Genomic DNA, 18665 nt, shown 5'->3' with positions numbered 1-18665 from the left:
TGTGTATAGGTTTACACCAAGACGCCGCCGCCGTATCTTTCGAATTCTTTTTGTGTGCAAGCGACAAAGTGACCGCGCTCAATTTCACGCAAGACGCGTTCTTCCCCTTGATCTCGCAAATATTCCTGATCATCGAAAACGATGCGCTTACGGTTGCGCTCATAATCAGGGTCTGGCAATGGAATTGCCGAGAGCAACGATTTGGTGTACGGATGAATCGGATTCTCGTACAGGCGATTACTTTCTGCCAGCTCTACAATACGTCCGCGGTACATGACACCAATACGGTCACTGATGTACTTAACCATGGACAGGTCATGGGCGATGAACAGATAGGTCAGGCCTTTTTCTTTTTGCAGGCGCTTGAGCAGGTTAATGACTTGCGCCTGAATGGATACGTCGAGGGCAGAGATCGGTTCATCGGCAATGATGAATTCCGGATCAACAGCCAATGCCCGTGCAATCCCGATCCGTTGGCGCTGTCCGCCGCTGAACTCATGCGGGTAACGGTTTGCGTGCTCGCGGTTGAGGCCAACGGTTTCCAACAGCTCGTGTACCTTGGCGATGCGTGCTTCCTTGGTCGCCAGACGATGAATGTCCAGACCTTCCGCAATAATATCGGATACGGTCAGACGTGGATTCAACGATGAGTACGGGTCTTGGAAAATCATCTGGATTTTGCGGTTGAGCCATTTCTTTTCTTCGAGTGTTTTCTTTCCGTGTACACTTTGTCCATTGAACAAGACTTCTCCGCCAGTTGCATCGTACAGGCGAAGGATGGTTCGTCCTGTGGTGGATTTACCGCAACCCGATTCACCTACAAGACCGAAGATTTCCCCTTTGTAGATGTCAAAGGTGATACCATCTACAGCTTTCAGCGTATGACCATTCCCGAGGTCAAAATGCTGTTTCAAATCTTTGACTTCAACCAGCTTTTCACGGTTCTCGTAGTTGAACATTTTTTTGGTGCTTACTGGAGCATCAACGGCAGCATCATCAGAATTCACCTTTCTTCTCACAGCGGAAGCAGGTGGCTTGATGTCCGGTGCCATTTCATGCAAGAGCCATGTTGCCGCATAGTGCGTGTCGGAGATTTTGAACATCGGTGGTTCATATTCCAGATCGACCTTCAACGCAAATGGGTTACGAGCCGCGAATGCATCACCTACAGGTGGCTTGAACATGTCAGGCGGCGAACCAGGAATGGACATCAGCTCGTCATCGCTGGCATCGAGGCTAGGCATGGAACCTAATAGACCCCATGTGTAAGGATGCTTAGGATCGTAGAAAATTTCATCGACTTTACCGATTTCCACAATTTTACCTGCATACATAACCGCTACACGGTCTGCCATGTTGGCTACGACACCGAGGTCATGTGTAATAAAGATGATCGAGGTACCCATCTTCTTTTGCAGTTCCTTCAGCAGCTCCAAAATCTGCGCTTGAATCGATACGTCCAGAGCAGTTGTCGGCTCATCGGCGATGATAATTTTTGGATTGCAGGCCAGTGCGATGGCAATGACAATCCGTTGGCGCATCCCACCAGAAAACTGGTGCGGGTACTGATCGACACGTTCTTTGGCAAATGGAATCCCTACCATTTCCAACAGTTCAATAGCACGGGTGCGCGCTTCTGCACGGTTCAGCTTTTGGTGCTTGATGAAGCTCTCCATGATTTGGTTCCCGATAGTCATCGTGGGATTCAAGGAAGTCATCGGGTCTTGGAAGATCATCGAGATATCGCGACCGCGAACATCCTGCATTTCTTTTTCGGAAAGCGTAACCAAATCTCTTCCTTCAAAAAGAACTTGTCCTTTTGGAATGCGTCCAGGAGGAGAAGGAATGAGGCGCATAAGTGCTTGGGAGGTGACGGATTTACCGGAACCTGATTCACCAACAATCGCCAGTGTTTCACCTTTTTCCAGATCGAAGGAGACGCCCCGTACTGCTTTGACTTCACCTGCATACGTATCGAATGACACATGCAAATCTTTTACTTCTAACACTTTTCCCATATCATCATCCCTTTCGAGCATGCTTTGTCGTGATTAACCCTCCATGTATATCTAACAATCTCTCTAGTAGGAATTTTTGCGAAAATGAAAATCATTATCATCATTATACTATATTCATTAACTGTTGTTAAAAAATTTTTTTGGGAACTGACTTCGACAACCGTTTTACTATCGTTGCCATATGATAGCGGAGACATGCAGGCTGTGAGGGGAGAGACAAAGGAGAATAGTCGCAAACTGTGGAAATGATTAGAAGAAAAGTTTTCAATCCAAGGGGAGCGAATCCGTACATGTCCAAAGCTGATAATATGCTCTCTATTTTGTGGCTGTTGAAGACCGGCAAGCGAATGACAGCCAAGCAATTGGCAGAGATTCTCGAGATCAATATTCGCACCGTTTATCGCTATATTGATTCACTGTGCGCGAGCGGTGTACCCATCATTTCCGATGCCGGACACAATGGTGGCTATAGTTTACTTCAGCATTTCAATGAAGCTCCGTTGTTTTTCGACATCAACGAGCAAAAAGCCCTGATTCATGCAGCGGCTTTTGCCCAAGAGGCCGGTTATCCCTTCGGAGCAGATTTACACCGGGCTATTTCCAAGTTAAAACGTTACACAAATGAAGAGCAGCGTGACGCGATTGACCGACATAGTATCGGCTTCGAGGTGATCCAGCCTCCTGTTGATCCTTCTCTCGAATCTACCCTACAGGAACTGGAGCTGTCTGTTGCCAATGGGTACACTCTGTCGATCGAGTATCAGAAAGCCTACCAGACAACGAGACAGAGGCGTCATATCGATCCATACGGGCTCGTTTATTGGAAAGGGAACTGGTATATCGTTGCCTATTGTCATCTCCGCAGTACCATTCGCAGCTTTCGTGCAGATCGTGTCCATGAGATCCAGCGTACAGAAGCCAGCTTTCAACGCCCTCCTGAATTTTCTGCGCGTCATTTTTTTCTCTCGAATTTACTGCCGGAAGCAGATAAGCAGGGCAACACCATTTTGATCAAGGTAAAAGGAAGGCCACAGTCACTCGCTGATTTGTGCGGGCATTGGTATCTCGGACATACCGTGATCGAGCGCAGCAAGGCACAGGTGATCTTCCAAGTAGATGAGCAAATGGCCCATTCGATCCTTCCTCATTATCTTTTGCCATACGGAAAATCCATTCAAGTGGAAGAGCCAGCTTTTGTAAAAGAGCGATTGGCTGCCATCGCTGCCGATTTATTTCAGTTTTATCAGTCGACGTGAATTCACTGACTATTTTTGTCAGTAGAGTTGATTTATATTGAAAGCAAAGAAGAGATGGAAAAAGTGAATGGAGGCAGATTGATTATGAAGCATGAAGCATTGCGTTTGTACGACTATCATGTTTGGGCAAACGAAAAGGTATTCGAGCGGTTGCAGGAGGTACCAGAGGAAGTAAGTGAGCAGGAGGTTCCGAGTGTGTTTCCGACCATCACCCAGACATTGGCTCACATTCTCAAAACGGATTATGTTTGGTTGTTGGCAATGAAGGGGGAGAGCTACGAAGAAGTAGGACCAAAAGTAGCGGTTCTCTTGCAGGATTTAAAAGGGAAGAACGTACACGAGCTGCGAAAACTGTTTGCCGAATCAGCCCAGCAGTTCAGAGATTTCTTCGGGCAAATCTCGATGGAAGACACCGCGCCTTATACGCACCCAGCATTGGGCACGGTTCATGCACGCTATGCCGACATCGTCCAACACGTCGCCAACCACGGAACCTACCACCGAGGCAATATCTCCGCCATGCTCAGACAAATGGGACACGCGGGAGCTTCCTCCGATTACATTTTTTATTTGTTCGAGACTTCTGCGGTAGAGCAATAGATTTTAAAATATGCAACCTAAATCCTGAACGGGAGTATTATAAGCGAAGAAAAGTGAGTGAAGCAATTGAAAGATGCTTTTTCTGTAGATAAGGCATATCATTTTTGACTTAACGAGTAGGACGATATCTACGACCTTTGTACCGAAAAATAAAACCAATTTGGAGCGAGATAACATAACTATAAAGAGAAATAAGAAAAACAAGGGAAGTTCTATCCCTTGTTTTTCTTATTTCTGATCTAGACCTTTTAAAAGATATAACAATCCAATACCTAAAAGTATTCCGCCTATTAATTGATAGGAGAATATGAAATTATCCATCAATCGCAAGTATTCCGTGGTATCGAAGCTATTAAATCCAGAGATATACACGAACGCTGCTTCTCTTCCCATAATTGAACTCTCACGAATGAGATACCAACCAGTAATGCCAAGTATTAAAGCTAGTCCTTTTTGTACAATTTGAGGAATGGACATGTTTTCTCCTTTCCTAATTTCTTATCTTCACGATATAGACATCGTATGCATCACTTTCTGTAGGATAGTATACATTAAAACCGCCATAAGCGGGATGCTTGAATTTATAGACATCTGTATTGTTATACGTTAAAACTTGTCCGTAATGCTTTGCTGGGATATCTACAGGGATACTTATTGTATACGTATGTGTGCTCGTATATTCAAGACCTACTTGAGCTTTGAATACTTTAGGAAAATCGGCAGAAACAGAAGCAGAAGTCTTAGTGCTTCTTTGTTCCGAAAAATCAAATTTAACGCCTTTTACAGGAACGTCACTATGGTTATTTACTTTTTTCTCTTTGAAAAAATGCTGGATATTACCATGATAGCCGGTATAGGTATACCCATACATCAAAGATGCATTTTTTTCTTCACTTAATTGTTGCTGGTTTTCAAGTGTAGTTGCTTTAGAATATTTTTTCTTTTGAAAAATTTCAGCATCCATTTCGCTCTCGAAATAATAAACATTTGCAGTTTGGCCATCTGATGTTTGAACTTTTTCGATTTTATAGGGTTGGGCTGATTTAGCAGAAACTCCACTGCTAAAAACTGATGTTGAAATTAAAGTAGCTACAGCCAAAAACAGCAATCCTTTTTTCATAATTAACACCTCATTTTTCTAATTTATATATATTTTACCATATATTTCTAAATTAATAATTTTATAGAATTTTCAAAAAAAACAGCACTGCTTTATAATACGTGCGGGATTTGAGTGAAAAGGGGGGCTATAGTGCCAATGTGAGTCTTTCTTTCAATTCTCTATCGCTGATGGTCTACTAATGTTTGGATGTCTTTGATTGTGGTAAGAAAAGACAGGCAGGAGAAGCCCCTTTTTACGGTTGTCCTCTAGTTGAGAAACTGATAGGAGAGATAATCGAGTCGGAATGACAGGGTCTCCCCAATACAAATGGTCAAAGAAGAATCCGACCACCATCGGATTCTTCTAATGGGTAATTAGCTTGTGTAGATTTTTTTACTTTGGCCCGCATAATCTACTAACATTCCAGTCTATTGCTGGTTCCAGCAGACTGTAACAGTCCTAAAAACTCCAGCCAGGGGCGGTTCCAAGAGAACAAATCAGTGGGAATACAATCCGTTGTATCAAGGGGTACGCTAAGCGCCGGCGGCAATATCCTGCTTTGCTGTCCTAAACACGCACAGGGGGCTTTTAAGGATTCATCGTCCGAGCAATTCGCCCTTCTAGCCCATTCAAGAACTGACTAATGTTCGGCTTTGCGGCTCCTATGATGCCTTCACCAGGCTTGCCGGGTTCAAAGATCACGTCATTGTTTTTAGCGACCTCGCTCAAGTAATCCTTGACGATCCGTCCTGTTTTCGTAGCCTCATATTTCTTGGCAAAGTTCTGATATTCTTCCTTGACGTCCGGGAGCAGCTTCATTGTTGCTTCGTCAATGGCATCATAACGGTAATCAGACAAGTATGTTTTGAGATAGTCGATATAGAGCGTACGGAGCTTCACTGCACGTGGGCTGCTGCGGTAGTTGACCAAATACTCTTCGACTTCAACCATTCTGGGTCCGAGTTCGGCCCGCGTGATTTGCAACCCGCCGTCCCCCAAATACGGTTTGTCCGTTTCTGTTTCTTGAATGGACAAGTAGTCTTTCCCTTCTTCACCGAGCGAAGCGGCATATTTTTGAAGTGCTTTGTAATCTACTTGCCAGTAAAAAGACATGTCGTTCGTTGCCTTTAAGACGAGTCCGCCCTCTGTTTGATTGAGGAGCCATTGCTTGAAGCTGTCATCGCCTTTTAGCTTGTTGAAATCATATGGGTATTGCAGGGCGTACAGCTTATCCGCATTTCCCGGCTGGGCGAGGAGTGCCTTGAAGTTATCGTTTATCATAGGCAGATGTTTTTCATAGTACTGATCAAGCTCAAAAAATAATTGATCGGCAGTTTTCGTGTCCGTTTTCGCCAGATGATGATCCAAAAAGGCAGTTAGCTCATTCGCTTCCTTGGCTTGCGCAGCTAGTACGGTGAACTGCTTGAGCAAATCATCCGCTGGCTTTTCGCCTTTTGCTGCATCAGCAGGAGACTTCTCTGTGTTTTCAGTTGCAGGTGGGGCAGGGTCTTTTACCGTCAGTTGATCAGAGGCAGAGGTGCACCCTGTCACAAAAGTAATCGCGACAAGGCTAGAAACAAAAGGGAGAACATATCGTTTCATATCTTCATTTTCACTCCGTAATGTTGAATGGTTTCAGTTGATAAATCGTTGTAAATACTTGGGACAGGCTGAAAATCGAAAGAGCGAGCCGCTGTCCATTGGGCGACCAGGATAGCTGCGCTGCAATAGGCGTCCTTTGACACTTTTCGCAAAGCTTCCTCGCCGTCTGCTGCTGTTTCTACTTGGAATCCCTCGCGCACAAGCGCATAAGCAATCGCACTCACGATTGTCTGCTCGTCGTCCGCGACGACAACCTTGCATTCCACGGACACGCCCTCCCGTCGTTCCCTTTCTATTGGTACGTACGATACCACGTTCAAGTATCAGTTCAAATCGATCGAATATTCCCGATAGGAAGCAAGCGTCACTTTTGATATACTTTCTCTATTGATGATAATGAGAATGATTATCAATATTTGCATAGAGGATCGGGCAGAGGTGAGAACATGAACGAAACACAAGCCTTGGTTCAACAATTCACGGAGAAGACCATGGCAGAAGCCATTTTTAAGCTGCGTGACATTACATGGTTCAAAGCACAGGGACATGACCGACTACGCCAGCAATTCACTCATTCGCATATTTTGCTGGTCGTAACCGGGGGACGCGGGCGCCTGCGATTGGAGAACGAGGAGTACCAATTGCGGCAGGACGCGATTTACGTATGTCCTCCCATGCTTACGTTTGGCATCGTCCCAGATTCGGCTGATCATTTGGAGATGTACATGCTTCGTTTTGATGTCTTTATGGAAACGAGAGACAGACATCTGCGCTTCCAAGCCCTTCGGGAAAAGCACCTGTTTCCTTTTCGGGGAGAGATCTCTGTCCAATCGGCAGGGCAGCTGCCTGTCTATTGTGATTTGATCCAGAATCTATGGAAGCAGGAGACGGCGCTCGATCGTTTTCGAGGCCAACATACTTTTCAAGAGCTATGGTACCACATCGTCAAGCATGCTCATTTCTCGGCCACAGATTCTGGAATGGCGCTGGAGCGGGCACGCGCACATATGGAAGAGCATTACTCGGAAAATGTGACGATTGAACAGCTGGCTCGCATCGCAGAGGTGAGTCCCAAATATTTCGTCGATCTGTTCAAAAAAACGTATGGCATCTCAGCGATGGACTATTTGGCAGAGCTTCGCATCAGCCGGGCGAAGCAGATGATGGTGCAGTCGCATGCCAAGCTGCGCGATATCGCTCATCAAGTGGGCTACAACGACGAATTTTACTTTAGTCGAAAATTCAAGAAAGCTGTTGGTGTTTCACCGACTCTCTATATGAAAAGCCGCCAACGAAAAATTGCGGCGTACGGCTCGACTATCATCGGGCATTTGCTGGCTTTGAAAATGATTCCTTACGCGGCGCCACTGCACCCGAAATGGACGGCTTACTATCATCACACCTATCGAAACGATATCCCGGTACATCTGAGCGCGTTTCGAATTAATCAGAATTGGAAAGCCAATATCGAAATGCTTCGCGATTCCAAGCCGGACGTCATCATTGGCTTGGACGAGACGAGTTTGCAGGAACAGAAGCAACTGAATGAGATTGCGCCCACCTTGTATGTACCCTTTGAAGAGCAGGGATGGAAAGAACAACTGCGGCTCATGGCAGACTTTTTGGGCGAGTCCGTAGAAGCGCATCATTGGCTTTGCGAGTATGAGAAAAAGGTGAAGAGGACCCGGGCAAAGCTTCATCACGTTCTGGGAGATGAAACAGTGCTCATTGTACGGATTTTAAAAAACCAGCTCTATGTCCACTGCAATCGCAGTATGAATGAAGTGTTTTATCAAGATCTGCAAGTCAAACCTGCTTTGGTTTCGGAGCAGAAGGAGTACGATCAGCTTGTGACCGTACAGGAATTGGCTGCGCTCGCGCCAGATCGCTTGCTGCTGTTGGTTTGCCAAGAGGCGGAAACGCTGGCATGCTTCCAAGCTTTGAAAGCATCGGGACCTTGGCAAGAGATCGAAGCAGTCCGCAACAATCGGGCGCATGTCATTATGTCGGACCCTTGGCGAGAATACTCGGCAACAGCTCATGAACGGATCGTGGAAGAGAGTGTGAGATTGTTTTCAGGAGATCGTCCATGTTGATTCTGGATTTCGTCCATGGTCGGGCATGAGTGGATGCTTTATAATCACCAATGATAATCGTTATCACTCGAATGAGTGAAACCTTACATTTCTGAGAGGGGTCTTTCAAGAATGAAAAAGATATACCTAGGCTTGAGCATTGCGGCGCTGACATTGGCTCTGACAGCGTGCGGCGGAGGAAAAGAAGCAGCGAATAACACGACTGCAACTACTTCAGCACCTGCGACAACAGCTACAGCAGAAAAGCCGGCCGATGAAGCTAATAAAGCAGAAACGCGCACGATTAAATATTTGGATAAAGAATACACCGTTCCTAGCAAAACAGAGAGAATCGTCATTGCAGGCAGCATGGAGTCCATGGAAGATTCCCTTGTATTGAACGTAAACCCGGTAGGAGCGATTTCTGTCGGCGGCAAATTCCCGGAGATGTTTACACCGATTACGGGTGAAGCCAAATCCATCGGGGAAAAAATGCAACCGAATCTGGAAACCATCTTGTCCTTGAAACCGGACGTTATTATGGGCAGCAGCAAGTTCCCGCCAGAAGTGGTGGAGAAATTGAACAAAATTGCGCCTACCTTCCCAGTTTCCCACATTTCGACCAACTGGGAAGCGAATCTCCAGCTGTTGGGTGAGCTGACCGGCAAACAAGCGGAAGCAGAAAAAGCGCTCCAAGCGTACAAAGCAGAGGCAGAAGCAGCCAAAGCGAAGCTGGGCGAGAGCTTGAAGGATAAAAAAGTGCTTGCGATTCGTCTGCGTCAAGGCAACATCGGCATCTATCCGGATAAGGTGTTCTTCAATCCGGTTCTGTACGCAGACCTTGGTTTAACTGCTCCTGCAGAAGTAAAAGCGGCGAAAGCGCAAGAAATCATCTCGATGGAAAAATTCAGCCAGATCAACCCGGACTATTTGTTCGTCCAGTTCTCCCCGGATGAGAATAAGGACAATCCGAAAGCATTGGAAGATTTGCAGAACAACCCGATTTGGAAGAGCGTGAATGCAGTGAAAAACGGCAAAGTTTACGTAAACGTGGTTGATCCTCTTGCACAAGGCGGTACAGCTTGGAGCAAAACACAATTCTTGAAGGCGGCTGTAGAAAAATTGTCTGCCAAGTAAGAGTGGGCGAGGTAGTCTATGCAATCCAGAAAAGCAGCTTCTATGATCATACTATCTGTTTCGCCAGTAGTGATCCTGCTCACGATCTTGCTCTCCATTCATTACGGGGCCAAGCCGATTGATGCGGGGACTATCTATCAAGCTTTCTTTGCCTTTGATGAAGGGAATGTCGATCATCAAATTGTGATGCACTCTCGCTTGCCGCGAGCGTTGGGAGCACTTATGATCGGAGCATTTCTGGCGATATCAGGAGCGTTGATGCAGGGGATGACGAGGAACTATCTCGCGTCCCCCTCTATTATGGGTGTATCTGACGGATCGGTCTTTGCCGTTACCCTATGCATGGTTTTCATTCCATCTGCTACCAGTGTCACGATGATTTCCATGTCCTTGATCGGATCAGCACTCGCAGTCGCGATGGTTCTCGCTTTTTCCCGACTGTTGCCGAACGGTTTGACGCCAGTAGGGATGGCGGTCATCGGAACGATTACGGGAACCTTTTTGAGCAGTATCTCAGCTGCGATTGCTGCTTATTTTCAAGTATCGCAAAACGTCAGCTTTTGGTACAATGCCAGGCTGCATCTCTTGGAGCCAGAACTGGTGAAGCTGGCGGTTCCTTTTGCCGTTGTCGGTATTGTCCTGGCACTTCTTTTGTCTAAATCGGTCACGATTTTGTCCTTGGGCGACGAGGTTTCACGTGGTCTCGGGCAGAGAACCGTGATGGTCAAAGTACTGGCAACGACCGCTGTTGTCATTCTGACAGGCATTTCCGTTGCGTTGGCAGGAAAAATCGCCTTTGTCGGGCTGATTATTCCGCATATGACCCGCTTTTTGGTAGGTCTCGATTATCGATGGATCATTCCATGTGCAGGATTACTGGGCGGCATATTCCTGGCATTGTCTGACGTTCTCAGCCGATTTATGAATAGTCCATTTGAAACCCCAATCGGTGTGGTAACGGCTTTTATTGGCGTTCCGTTCTTCCTCTATTTGATTTACAAGAGAGGAGGGGGAAAGCATGCCTAATCGAAAAGGTAGATTTCGTTTGCTGTTTCTCGTCAACATCGCCTTGATTTTGATTGCGATTTATATCAGCCTGACCAATGGCGTATTTGACATGACAATATTGGATGTCATCCGTACGTTACTGCGAATTGATCCTGTAGCGGAATACGATTTGGTTATTTTCGATTTCCGCCTGCCGCGGATTGTTATTGCGGCGTTAGTCGGCTTTGGCTTGGGGGTCGCTGGTACTGTCATTCAAGGGATCACCCGTAACGGGCTGGCTGATCCGGGGATATTGGGTATAAATGCTGGGGCAGGAGCTGCTATTGTCGCCTTTATGTTTTTCTTCGGTGGACAATTTATGGATGCGAGCTGGTATTCCATCATTGCTATGCCTTTGTTCGGTTTGACAGGTGGCTTGCTCGCAGCTGGACTGATTTATATATTTGCCTGGCGAAACGGAGCTCTTGACCCTCAACGGCTGATTCTGGTAGGGATCGCCATTGGCTCCGGATTAGGTGCCGTGGCGCTGTATCTCTCGTTAAAGATGAATCCCAACGATTTCGAAATGGCAACCGTCTGGCTTTCAGGAAGTATTTGGAGTGCCAACTGGACGCATATTGCAGGGATGCTGCCATGGCTTGTCATACTCATTCCTGTTTTAATGCGCAAGGTGCATATTCTCGATTTGCTTCAACTAAGCGAGGAATCCGTCAAGAATTTGGGTGTGTCCGTGGAAAAGGAGCGCAATATTCTTCTGCTGTCGAGTATCGGGATCGTGAGCGCGTGTGTGTCGGTTTCGGGAGGCATCGGATTCGTTGGTTTGATGGCACCGCATATTGCGAAGCGTTTGACGGGAATCCAGCACAGGTATGTTCTTCCCTTGTCAGGAACAATCGGAATGCTTATGGTCGTGGCAGCTGACTTTATCGCCAAAACCGTGTTCACACCCATTGAACTACCAGTTGGTATTGTCATTTCGATCATCGGTGTCCCGTATTTCTTCTATCTACTGAGCAGACGCAAAAAATAAAGAAGGGACGTGCAATTCGTGAGGGGACAATTATTTGCAGACGTATGCCATCACCGGGCTCTGCTCGTATATTTGCCGCCATCCTATGACAAGAGTACGTCCCGTTATCCGGTCATGTATGTCCACGACGGCGGCGACTTGTTTGATCCTGCGTTTAGTACTGCACTTGATGTAATCGAAGATAGGTTTGCAGAGGGAAAAATTCCTGAGCTGATTCTCGTCGGCATCCAACCTGGAAACCGCAGGGATGACTATACGCCTTGGTTTTCCAAAGCGATCTCGCCTGAGCGCAACATTGATTTTGGCGGGCAAGGTGATGTGTATCTTTCTTACGTTGCCAATGAATGTAAGGCGTATATCGACAGCAAGTACAGGACAGACCCTGGGCCGGAAAAAACAGGGATCATCGGATTTTCGCTTGGCGGCTTGATTTCGATGTACGCTGCGCACCAATATCCAGACGTTTTCACGAAAATCGGCAGCATCTCGGGATCGTATTGGTATGAGGGCATGGTTCCGTTTATGCGGGAAAAGAAAATGTACCATCCCGCGCTGCGCATCTACATGGATGTTGGCAGTAAGGAAGGCGCAAAAAAACAAAGCGTCCAGAAACAAATGGTCCCGCTGACAAAAGAAGCGCATCAGATATTGGCTGATAGCGGCTTTACAGCGAATCAGCTCGTCCTGCTCATTGACGACGGGGCGGATCATCTGAGCGAAAGTGCAAACGCCAGATTTCCGGGGGCGTTGCAATGGCTCTGGAACGAGATGGAGGAGACAGAAATGGAACTGGCAAAATTGATTAGAGAGCGTCGTTCGATTCATCGTTTTACAGATCGTGAGGTAGACCCTGCGCTGGTTACAGAGCTGATGGATACAGCGGTGTGGGCGCCGAATTACCACATGACGCAGCCGTGGCGCTTTATTGTGACGTACGGGGAAGGCAAGAGAAGAATCGCTGAGGCCGTGCGGATCATGAAGGAAAAGCGTGAGATTGATCCTGCGAAAAAGAAAGAAGTCGGCGAGAAGTTTTACAAGAAAATCATGGCGATTCCTATGCTGATGACGGTCATTATGGAAGAAAGTCCGAACCTGATTACGCGTCAGGACGATTTCGCTTCGACCAGCATTGTCATTCATAACTTTAGCTTGCTGGCGTGGGAAAAAGGCATCGGTCTGACATGGGAGACATACCCGTGGATACACGAGCCGGAATTCCGCGAAGCGATGGGCATTCGACCAGGAGAAAAAGTGCTGGGGAACCTGCATATCGGTTATCCAGCCGCGATCCCTGGCGCTCAGCCGCGCATTCCTGCAGCAGAGCGCATCACACTTGTCGACAAAGCATAGGACAAGATCAAATGAATTTTTCTTGTCACAGGATTACTTTTTGTGGTACTCTTGGGTCATTCTACAAGAAAGGGTGACCATTAAGCCAATGATCTGCTAACTCCTATTTCCACAAAACCAATCGGATGAAACGATGCGTTTTTGGATAGGGGTAGTATGTGCATATTGGCGAATAGATGGTAGATCCTTTTTAGACTCATCAAAGGGTTTCTATGTCTTTTTGGCGATAATATGCGTAGCCTCCTGTCCAGATCGCAATGGATAAGGAGGCTTTTTTATGTCAAATGTTTTGAAAAACAGCTATGTCAGGGCTATTTTGTTATCAGCATTTCTGTTGCAAATCGGAGTATGGGTGCGCAACATGGCGATTCTGCTCTATGTGATGGATCATACAGGAGGCGATCCGTATGCCGTATCCATGATTTCTGTTGCGGAGTATGCGCCAATCTTTCTGTTTTCCTTTCTTGCTGGTACGTTTGCCGATCGCTGGCAACCGAGAAAAACGATGGTCTGGTGTGAGGTGCTCAGTGCTCTATCGGTTGTCGGAGTGCTGCTTACCTTCGTTTATGGCTCGTGGAAGGCCATCTTTTTTGCCACACTCATTTCAGCCATTCTCTCTCAGTTTTCCCAACCGTCCGGAATGAAGCTGTTCAAGCTGCATGTACCTGGTGAACAGCTTCAGGTAGGAATGTCCGCGTACCAGACTATTTTCGCGATCTTTATGGTATTTGGTCCGATTGTCGGTACGTTTGTGTTCCAACAATGGGGGATGGAGGTTGCCATGGTCATCACGGCAGTTGCGTTCCTCTCTGCGGCCGGCGTCCTGTATTTGCTGCCGCCAGATCGTGTTGAGAAAGAAGAGCAGCAAGAAACGGCACTGCTTGGGGAGATGGTCAGCGGGATTCGTTATGTGTTCTCCAGTCGCGTATTGTCAATGCTTGGCTTTTGCTTTTTGGCTGTGGGTTTCTCATTGGGAATGATTCAGCCGCTTGGGATTTTTATCGTGACCGAACAACTGCAATTGCCAAAAGAAAGCTTGCAATGGTTAATTACCGCTCAAGGTGTGGGGATGATTGCTGGAGGGGCCATGACGATGGCAGCTGCCAAAACGATTCCACCGCAAAAGCTATTGGTCATGGGGCTTCTTGGAAATGCGGTCGCAGTAGCGATTTGCGGGATGTCCACGAATCTGTGGCTGACGCTTGTTGCTCAGTTCGTCGCGGGATTGCTCCTGCCCTCCATTCAAATTGGGATCAACACCATGCTGCTTAAAAATACCGAGAGTACCTTTATCGGTCGGGTGAATGGAATACTGACCCCGTTGTTTACAGGCTCCATGGTCGTCATGATGAGTATCACAGGGGTATTGAAAGTGCATCTTCCGCTCGCAGTCATATACGGGATCGCTGCATTCCTGATGATCATTGGTCTCAGCTTTATTTTGCCGCTTTATCGTATGAGGGAAGGAAACGTGGTGCAAAGTACAGAACAGACTGGTGTATAAGCGTTTGGAAGAAAAGGGAGGCTTGGACCAGATGGTGCACGAACAGATTTCTTCTAGAGAAGGTTTGAAGATGGTAGCTGCTGTTCGCGAGCTGGCGATGCGGTTGCCAGAAGTATCGGAGCAGGTAGACGCATTTGGACATACATCGTTTCGCGTAAACGACAAGCCGTTTGTCATTTTGGGAGAGGGGGGCACTGAAGGCCCCTCCCTTTCTGTGAAGGTGCTGAAGACGACCCAAGAGATTTTGCTTGCGCAGGAGCATTTTTACAAGACGCCGTACATCGGCCATCACGGCTGGGTTTCGATCCTGGACAAAAACGTGACTAGCTATGATGAAATCGAGGATTACATACGGGAAGGCTACATGTGCGCGGCTCCCAAGCGATTGGTCAAGCAATTACAAGAGCAGCCTAGATAACACAGCCTTTATGAAAAAGCACACCTCCCCTGATCGTTCCTGTATAATTTTAGTGTAACGAGTAGTGAGCGAACGTTCGACACAGCAGCATTCAGACAAAGGGGGAGCCGGTTTTGGATTGGAATCTCCAGCAGATGAGCAAATTGCTTGAGGTCGTTTTTGAAAATGCCCATGAACCGATGATCGTAACGGACAAGGACGGAAAAATACTCTTATTGAATCGGAGCTATCGGGAATTTCTTAATGTACAGGACGTGATCGGACAGCCAGTGACGGATGTCATCGAAAACACGCGGATGCATATTGTCGGTCAGGCTGGCGTTGCCGAGATCGCCGACATTCAGCAAATAAAAGGACAGAACATGATTGCGCATCGCATCCCGATCATGGACGAAGGAAAAGTGATTGCGGTTCTGGGAACGGTGCTGTTCCAGGACGTGCAGGAGCTCACTGCCTTGGCTGCGATGGTTGCTCAGCTGAAGGATGAGCTGACCTATTATAAGAAAGAGCTGCGGCGGCGGATGGGGGCTACCTATCATTTTGATCAAATCGTTGGGTACAGCCAGAAGCTGCAGGAGCTTAAGAAATTTTCTCAGAAAGTTGCGAAAAGCGATTCGACTGTGCTCATCACGGGCGAAAGCGGGACGGGCAAGGAGCTGTTTGCCCACGCCATTCATGCCGAGAGCAAGCGCAAAATGGGTCCTTTCATTCGGGTGAATTGTGCCGCTATTCCAGATTCTTTACTGGAATCAGAGCTGTTTGGCTATGAAGAAGGTGCGTTTACCGGAGCTGTTCGCCGCGGAAAAAAAGGAAAGTTCGAGCTGGCCAACCACGGAACCATTTTGTTGGATGAGATCGGGGACATGCCGTTGCCGCTGCAAGCCAAGCTGCTGCGCGTGTTGCAGGAAAAAGAAGTCGAGCGGGTAGGTGCTGTACGGACGACGCCAATCGATGTACGGGTGATCGCTTCCACGAATTCGGACATGCTTCAAAGCATCAAGGAAGGAAAGTTTCGGGCGGACCTCTATTATCGTTTGAACGTCGTGTCACTCTCGATTCCTCCGTTGCGCGAGCGTCTGGAGGATTTGCCGGAGCTGGTTTCGAACCTGCTCAAACAGCTTGGCGAATCCACTGGCGTTGTGGTCAGGGTCATTGATGAAGAGGTATGGAACGTACTTCGGGGCTACTCCTGGCCAGGCAATGTACGGGAGTTGAAAAACGTGCTGGAACGAGCCCTTCATCTAATCGAAGACGATGTCCTGAAAAAAGAGCATATTTGGCTGCCTGTATCTGAAGAAGGGGCGCTCGCATCCTTGTCGGTCCCAACTCATGCTGTTCGACCATTGAAACAAGTCTTGGAAGAGGCTGAGCAGGAAGCGCTTCGCCAAGCGATGCAGCAAGCAGGGGGGAACAAGCTTACCGCCGCCAAGCTATTGCAAATCAGCAAGTCCAGCTTTTACGAAAAGTGGGAGAAGTACCAGTAACACGAGGCGCGTATAAGTCGGGGATGTGGCGTTGAGCCAGGTTCGCGGCTTTTTTCATCTGCAGGAAAAACGTTTTGGTAGATTCCGGTTTTCTGGAATAGAGGAAGATGACCTCTCGCTTAAACCCAGTAGCCTTCCTGGAGCAGATTCCCGAAAAGGTGGGCTGATTTTTGCTAGATTCCATAAAACCGGACAAAAAATTCCGGAAATCCGGAAAAAATGCAAGCGCTATCATCTGCTTGCCAACAGTCTAGGCACGATAAACGGGTATGGTTGAACGATTTTTCTGGAATCGATTGGGGTTGGCATGGTCCATGCAATTGAGTTGGATGTGAAAGCGTTTTCTTCAAGTGAGCCCACACAATTTCCTCTGTAAGCGGAGGAGAAAATTGAAAGGAGAATTATATGATCATCGAAGTGTTATCCATCTTGATTTCGCTCGGTCTCCTGATGTTTTTTGCGTATCGGGGCTATCCTGTTATCGTATTTGCCCCTATTTTTACGCTGCTGGCCGTTGTCCTTTCCGGGATCTCTCTGCTGCCGAGCTACACCGAAACCTTTATGACGAATGCAGCAAACTATGTGAAATCATTCTTTCCTATTTTCTTACTGGGTGCCATTTTCGGAAAAGTCATGGAGTTGAGCGGTGCTGCCTCGTCCATTGCCCACACGATTGTGAAGGCACTTGGCTCCAATCGTGCAATCTTGGCTGTCGTTCTGGCTTGTTCGATTTTGACGTATGGCGGGGTCTCCCTGTTCGTTGTGGCATTTGCTGTGTATCCGTTTGCCGCTGCGATTTTCCGTGAAGCCAATATTCCGAAGCGCCTCATTCCAGGAACGATTGCGCTCGGAGCTTTTACGTATACGATGGACGCCTTGCCAGGTACGCCACAAATTCAAAACATCATTCCCACGACTTATTTTGGTACCGATGCTTATGCTGCACCTGTTGTTGGAACGATTGGCGCCATTATGGTTTTCGTTGGCGGGATGCTATGGCTGGAGCGCAGACGCAAGCAAGCTGTCGCTGCTGGGGAAGGCTACGGTGAGGGACATACCAACGAGCCAGAGTTGATCAAAAATGAATCCTACATGAACATCTGGGTCGCGATTCTCCCGTTGGCGTTGGTGCTCGTGGGTAACTATATGTTCAGCAGAGGGATTTGGACAGTAGAGACGTGGTACGATTCTGCGATCCTCAAAGAATCATTTAAGATTGAGAAAGTGAAAAACGTCGTATCTTCTTGGTCACTGATTATTTCGCTCTGTCTTGGAATTATTGCCGCGCTTTTAATCAATGTGAAGCAAGTCAAAAACAAGCTGGCTAGCGGTTTGACTGCAGCCGCGATGGGCTCTCTCTTGGCGATCTTCAATACGGCTTCCGAAGTTGGATTCGGAAACGTTGTGAAAACATTGCCGGGCTTCAAGCTCATCCAAGGTTGGATTATGGGGGCAAGTGATCATCCGCTGGTTTCTGAGGCACTGGCTGTAAACGTACTGGCAGGTGTGACAGGTTCAGCGTCGGGCGGTATGTCGATCGCACTGGAGGTTATGGGCAAGCAATACCTGGAGATGGCAAATGCGGCGGGAATCAGCCCTGAGTTGCTGCACCGTATTGCCTCGATGTCTTCTGGTGGTATGGACACATTGCCGCACAACGGAGCGGTCATTACACTGCTCGCGATCACTGGTTTGACTCATCGTCAATCGTACAAAGACATTTTCGCGATTACCGTTTTGAAAACGGCAGTCGTGTTCATCCTGGCATTCGCCGTGTCTATTTTCTAATTTTCATCAGAATCAGCCAGTTTATAGACAGAGAAAATGAGGAACAGGAGAGGAGATAGTAGGGTATGGAGAAGTTGTTGGAGCAACAGGTAGCAGTAGTAACAGGGGCTGCGAGCGGAATTGGATTGGAGATTGCCCGGACGTTTGCCGAGGAAGGGGCGAAAGTCGTCATACTGGACTTAAATGGGGAATCAGCGGAAGCAGCAGCTGTCCAATTGCAAAAGGAAGGCCACGAAGCAATCAGCTTTGGCTGTAATGTCACCGACGAGGCACAAATGCAGGAGTGCATCCAG

General features: G+C 47.5%; 18 protein-coding genes (1 of these 18 running past the window's edge). 13 read left to right on the top strand and 5 right to left on the bottom strand.

Annotated features, from left to right (window positions below):
* Nucleotides 1-11: 11 nt before the first annotated feature.
* Nucleotides 12-2018, bottom strand: a complete 2007-nt coding sequence (locus EL268_RS33780; RefSeq protein WP_106657445.1) for an ABC transporter ATP-binding protein — start codon at nucleotides 2016-2018, stop codon at nucleotides 12-14.
* 290 nt (nucleotides 2019-2308) lie between these two features.
* On the opposite strand from EL268_RS33780, the gene EL268_RS28575 reads away from it, so the two are divergent.
* Complete coding sequence (locus EL268_RS28575) at nucleotides 2309-3274, top strand: helix-turn-helix transcriptional regulator (protein ID WP_106657444.1); 966 nt, start codon at nucleotides 2309-2311, stop codon at nucleotides 3272-3274.
* 84 nt (nucleotides 3275-3358) lie between these two features.
* The gene (locus EL268_RS28570; RefSeq protein WP_106657385.1) at nucleotides 3359-3874 is read left to right on the top strand and encodes a DinB family protein; all 516 of its coding nucleotides are present in this window, start codon (nucleotides 3359-3361) and stop codon (nucleotides 3872-3874) included.
* Nucleotides 3875-4102: 228 nt separating this feature from the next.
* On the opposite strand, the gene EL268_RS28565 is transcribed toward EL268_RS28570, so the two are convergent.
* The 4 genes from EL268_RS28565 to EL268_RS34015 form a co-directional block, all read right to left on the bottom strand.
* On the bottom strand, nucleotides 4103-4351 hold the full coding sequence (locus tag EL268_RS28565; protein ID WP_106657384.1) for a hypothetical protein: 249 nt from the start codon (nucleotides 4349-4351) through the stop codon (nucleotides 4103-4105).
* A gap of 13 nt (nucleotides 4352-4364) precedes the next feature.
* Nucleotides 4365-4994, bottom strand: a complete 630-nt coding sequence (locus tag EL268_RS28560) for a hypothetical protein (RefSeq protein WP_174769448.1) — start codon at nucleotides 4992-4994, stop codon at nucleotides 4365-4367.
* A gap of 570 nt (nucleotides 4995-5564) precedes the next feature.
* Nucleotides 5565-6578: an ATP-binding protein gene (locus EL268_RS28555; RefSeq protein ID WP_106657383.1), complete on the bottom strand. Its 1014-nt coding sequence runs from the start codon at nucleotides 6576-6578 to the stop codon at nucleotides 5565-5567.
* On the bottom strand, nucleotides 6575-6844 hold the full coding sequence (locus tag EL268_RS34015) for a response regulator (protein WP_407921048.1): 270 nt from the start codon (nucleotides 6842-6844) through the stop codon (nucleotides 6575-6577). Before EL268_RS34015 ends, EL268_RS28555 begins: the two co-directional genes overlap by 4 nt.
* A gap of 180 nt (nucleotides 6845-7024) precedes the next feature.
* On the opposite strand from EL268_RS34015, the gene EL268_RS28545 reads away from it, so the two are divergent.
* The 11 genes from EL268_RS28545 to EL268_RS28495 form a co-directional block, all read left to right on the top strand.
* Nucleotides 7025-8674, top strand: a complete 1650-nt coding sequence (locus EL268_RS28545; RefSeq protein ID WP_106657382.1) for an AraC family transcriptional regulator — start codon at nucleotides 7025-7027, stop codon at nucleotides 8672-8674.
* Nucleotides 8675-8785: 111 nt separating this feature from the next.
* Complete coding sequence (locus EL268_RS28540; RefSeq protein WP_106657381.1) at nucleotides 8786-9790, top strand: ABC transporter substrate-binding protein; 1005 nt, start codon at nucleotides 8786-8788, stop codon at nucleotides 9788-9790.
* Between the two features lie 18 nt (nucleotides 9791-9808).
* Nucleotides 9809-10816 carry a FecCD family ABC transporter permease gene (locus EL268_RS28535; RefSeq protein WP_106657380.1) on the top strand — a complete coding sequence of 336 codons (1008 nt, stop codon included), beginning with the start codon at nucleotides 9809-9811 and terminating at the stop codon, nucleotides 10814-10816.
* Nucleotides 10809-11828, top strand: a complete 1020-nt coding sequence (locus EL268_RS28530; protein ID WP_106657379.1) for a FecCD family ABC transporter permease — start codon at nucleotides 10809-10811, stop codon at nucleotides 11826-11828. Before EL268_RS28535 ends, EL268_RS28530 begins: the two co-directional genes overlap by 8 nt.
* A gap of 18 nt (nucleotides 11829-11846) precedes the next feature.
* Nucleotides 11847-13178: an alpha/beta hydrolase-fold protein gene (locus tag EL268_RS28525; protein ID WP_232030141.1), complete on the top strand. Its 1332-nt coding sequence runs from the start codon at nucleotides 11847-11849 to the stop codon at nucleotides 13176-13178.
* 277 nt (nucleotides 13179-13455) lie between these two features.
* Nucleotides 13456-14682 carry an MFS transporter gene (locus EL268_RS28520; protein ID WP_106657377.1) on the top strand — a complete coding sequence of 409 codons (1227 nt, stop codon included), beginning with the start codon at nucleotides 13456-13458 and terminating at the stop codon, nucleotides 14680-14682.
* Nucleotides 14683-14713: 31 nt separating this feature from the next.
* Nucleotides 14714-15100: an MmcQ/YjbR family DNA-binding protein gene (locus EL268_RS28515; RefSeq protein WP_106657443.1), complete on the top strand. Its 387-nt coding sequence runs from the start codon at nucleotides 14714-14716 to the stop codon at nucleotides 15098-15100.
* 113 nt (nucleotides 15101-15213) lie between these two features.
* Nucleotides 15214-16584: a sigma-54 interaction domain-containing protein gene (locus EL268_RS28510; RefSeq protein WP_106657376.1), complete on the top strand. Its 1371-nt coding sequence runs from the start codon at nucleotides 15214-15216 to the stop codon at nucleotides 16582-16584.
* A gap of 31 nt (nucleotides 16585-16615) precedes the next feature.
* Entirely contained in the window at nucleotides 16616-16861 is a 246-nt protein-coding gene (locus EL268_RS28505; RefSeq protein WP_106657375.1) for a hypothetical protein, read from the top strand.
* A 128-nt stretch (nucleotides 16862-16989) separates the two neighbouring features.
* On the top strand, nucleotides 16990-18372 hold the full coding sequence (locus EL268_RS28500) for a GntP family permease (protein ID WP_106657374.1): 1383 nt from the start codon (nucleotides 16990-16992) through the stop codon (nucleotides 18370-18372).
* 65 nt (nucleotides 18373-18437) lie between these two features.
* Nucleotides 18438-18665 carry the 5' portion of a 3-hydroxybutyrate dehydrogenase gene (locus tag EL268_RS28495; protein WP_106657373.1) on the top strand. Its footprint extends 558 nt past the window's final position, so 228 of the gene's 786 nt are visible here — the first part of the coding sequence; the start codon lies at nucleotides 18438-18440; the stop codon falls past the right edge of the window.

It is taken from the genome of Brevibacillus brevis, from assembly GCF_900637055.1.
Classification (GTDB): Bacteria; Bacillota; Bacilli; order Brevibacillales; family Brevibacillaceae; genus Brevibacillus; species Brevibacillus brevis.
This window is presented reverse-complemented; position numbering and strand designations above follow the sequence as displayed.

What these genes read in the sequence shown, in the direction of transcription:
- EL268_RS28520 (WP_106657377.1), top strand. Translation starts at nt 13,456, where the DNA reads ATGTCAAATGTTTTGAAAAACAGCTATGTCAGGGCTATTTTGTTATCA.
- EL268_RS28500 (WP_106657374.1), top strand. Translation starts at nt 16,990, where the DNA reads ATGATCATCGAAGTGTTATCCATCTTGATTTCGCTCGGTCTCCTGATG.
- EL268_RS28515 (WP_106657443.1), top strand. Translation starts at nt 14,714, where the DNA reads ATGGTGCACGAACAGATTTCTTCTAGAGAAGGTTTGAAGATGGTAGCT.
- EL268_RS28545 (WP_106657382.1), top strand. Translation starts at nt 7,025, where the DNA reads ATGAACGAAACACAAGCCTTGGTTCAACAATTCACGGAGAAGACCATG.
- EL268_RS33780 (WP_106657445.1), bottom strand. Translation starts at nt 2,018, where the DNA reads ATGGGAAAAGTGTTAGAAGTAAAAGATTTGCATGTGTCATTCGATACG.
- EL268_RS28535 (WP_106657380.1), top strand. Translation starts at nt 9,809, where the DNA reads ATGCAATCCAGAAAAGCAGCTTCTATGATCATACTATCTGTTTCGCCA.
- EL268_RS28530 (WP_106657379.1), top strand. Translation starts at nt 10,809, where the DNA reads ATGCCTAATCGAAAAGGTAGATTTCGTTTGCTGTTTCTCGTCAACATC.
- EL268_RS28540 (WP_106657381.1), top strand. Translation starts at nt 8,786, where the DNA reads ATGAAAAAGATATACCTAGGCTTGAGCATTGCGGCGCTGACATTGGCT.
- EL268_RS28555 (WP_106657383.1), bottom strand. Translation starts at nt 6,578, where the DNA reads ATGAAACGATATGTTCTCCCTTTTGTTTCTAGCCTTGTCGCGATTACT.
- EL268_RS28570 (WP_106657385.1), top strand. Translation starts at nt 3,359, where the DNA reads ATGAAGCATGAAGCATTGCGTTTGTACGACTATCATGTTTGGGCAAAC.
- EL268_RS28575 (WP_106657444.1), top strand. Translation starts at nt 2,309, where the DNA reads ATGTCCAAAGCTGATAATATGCTCTCTATTTTGTGGCTGTTGAAGACC.
- EL268_RS28565 (WP_106657384.1), bottom strand. Translation starts at nt 4,351, where the DNA reads ATGTCCATTCCTCAAATTGTACAAAAAGGACTAGCTTTAATACTTGGC.
- EL268_RS28560 (WP_174769448.1), bottom strand. Translation starts at nt 4,994, where the DNA reads ATGAAAAAAGGATTGCTGTTTTTGGCTGTAGCTACTTTAATTTCAACA.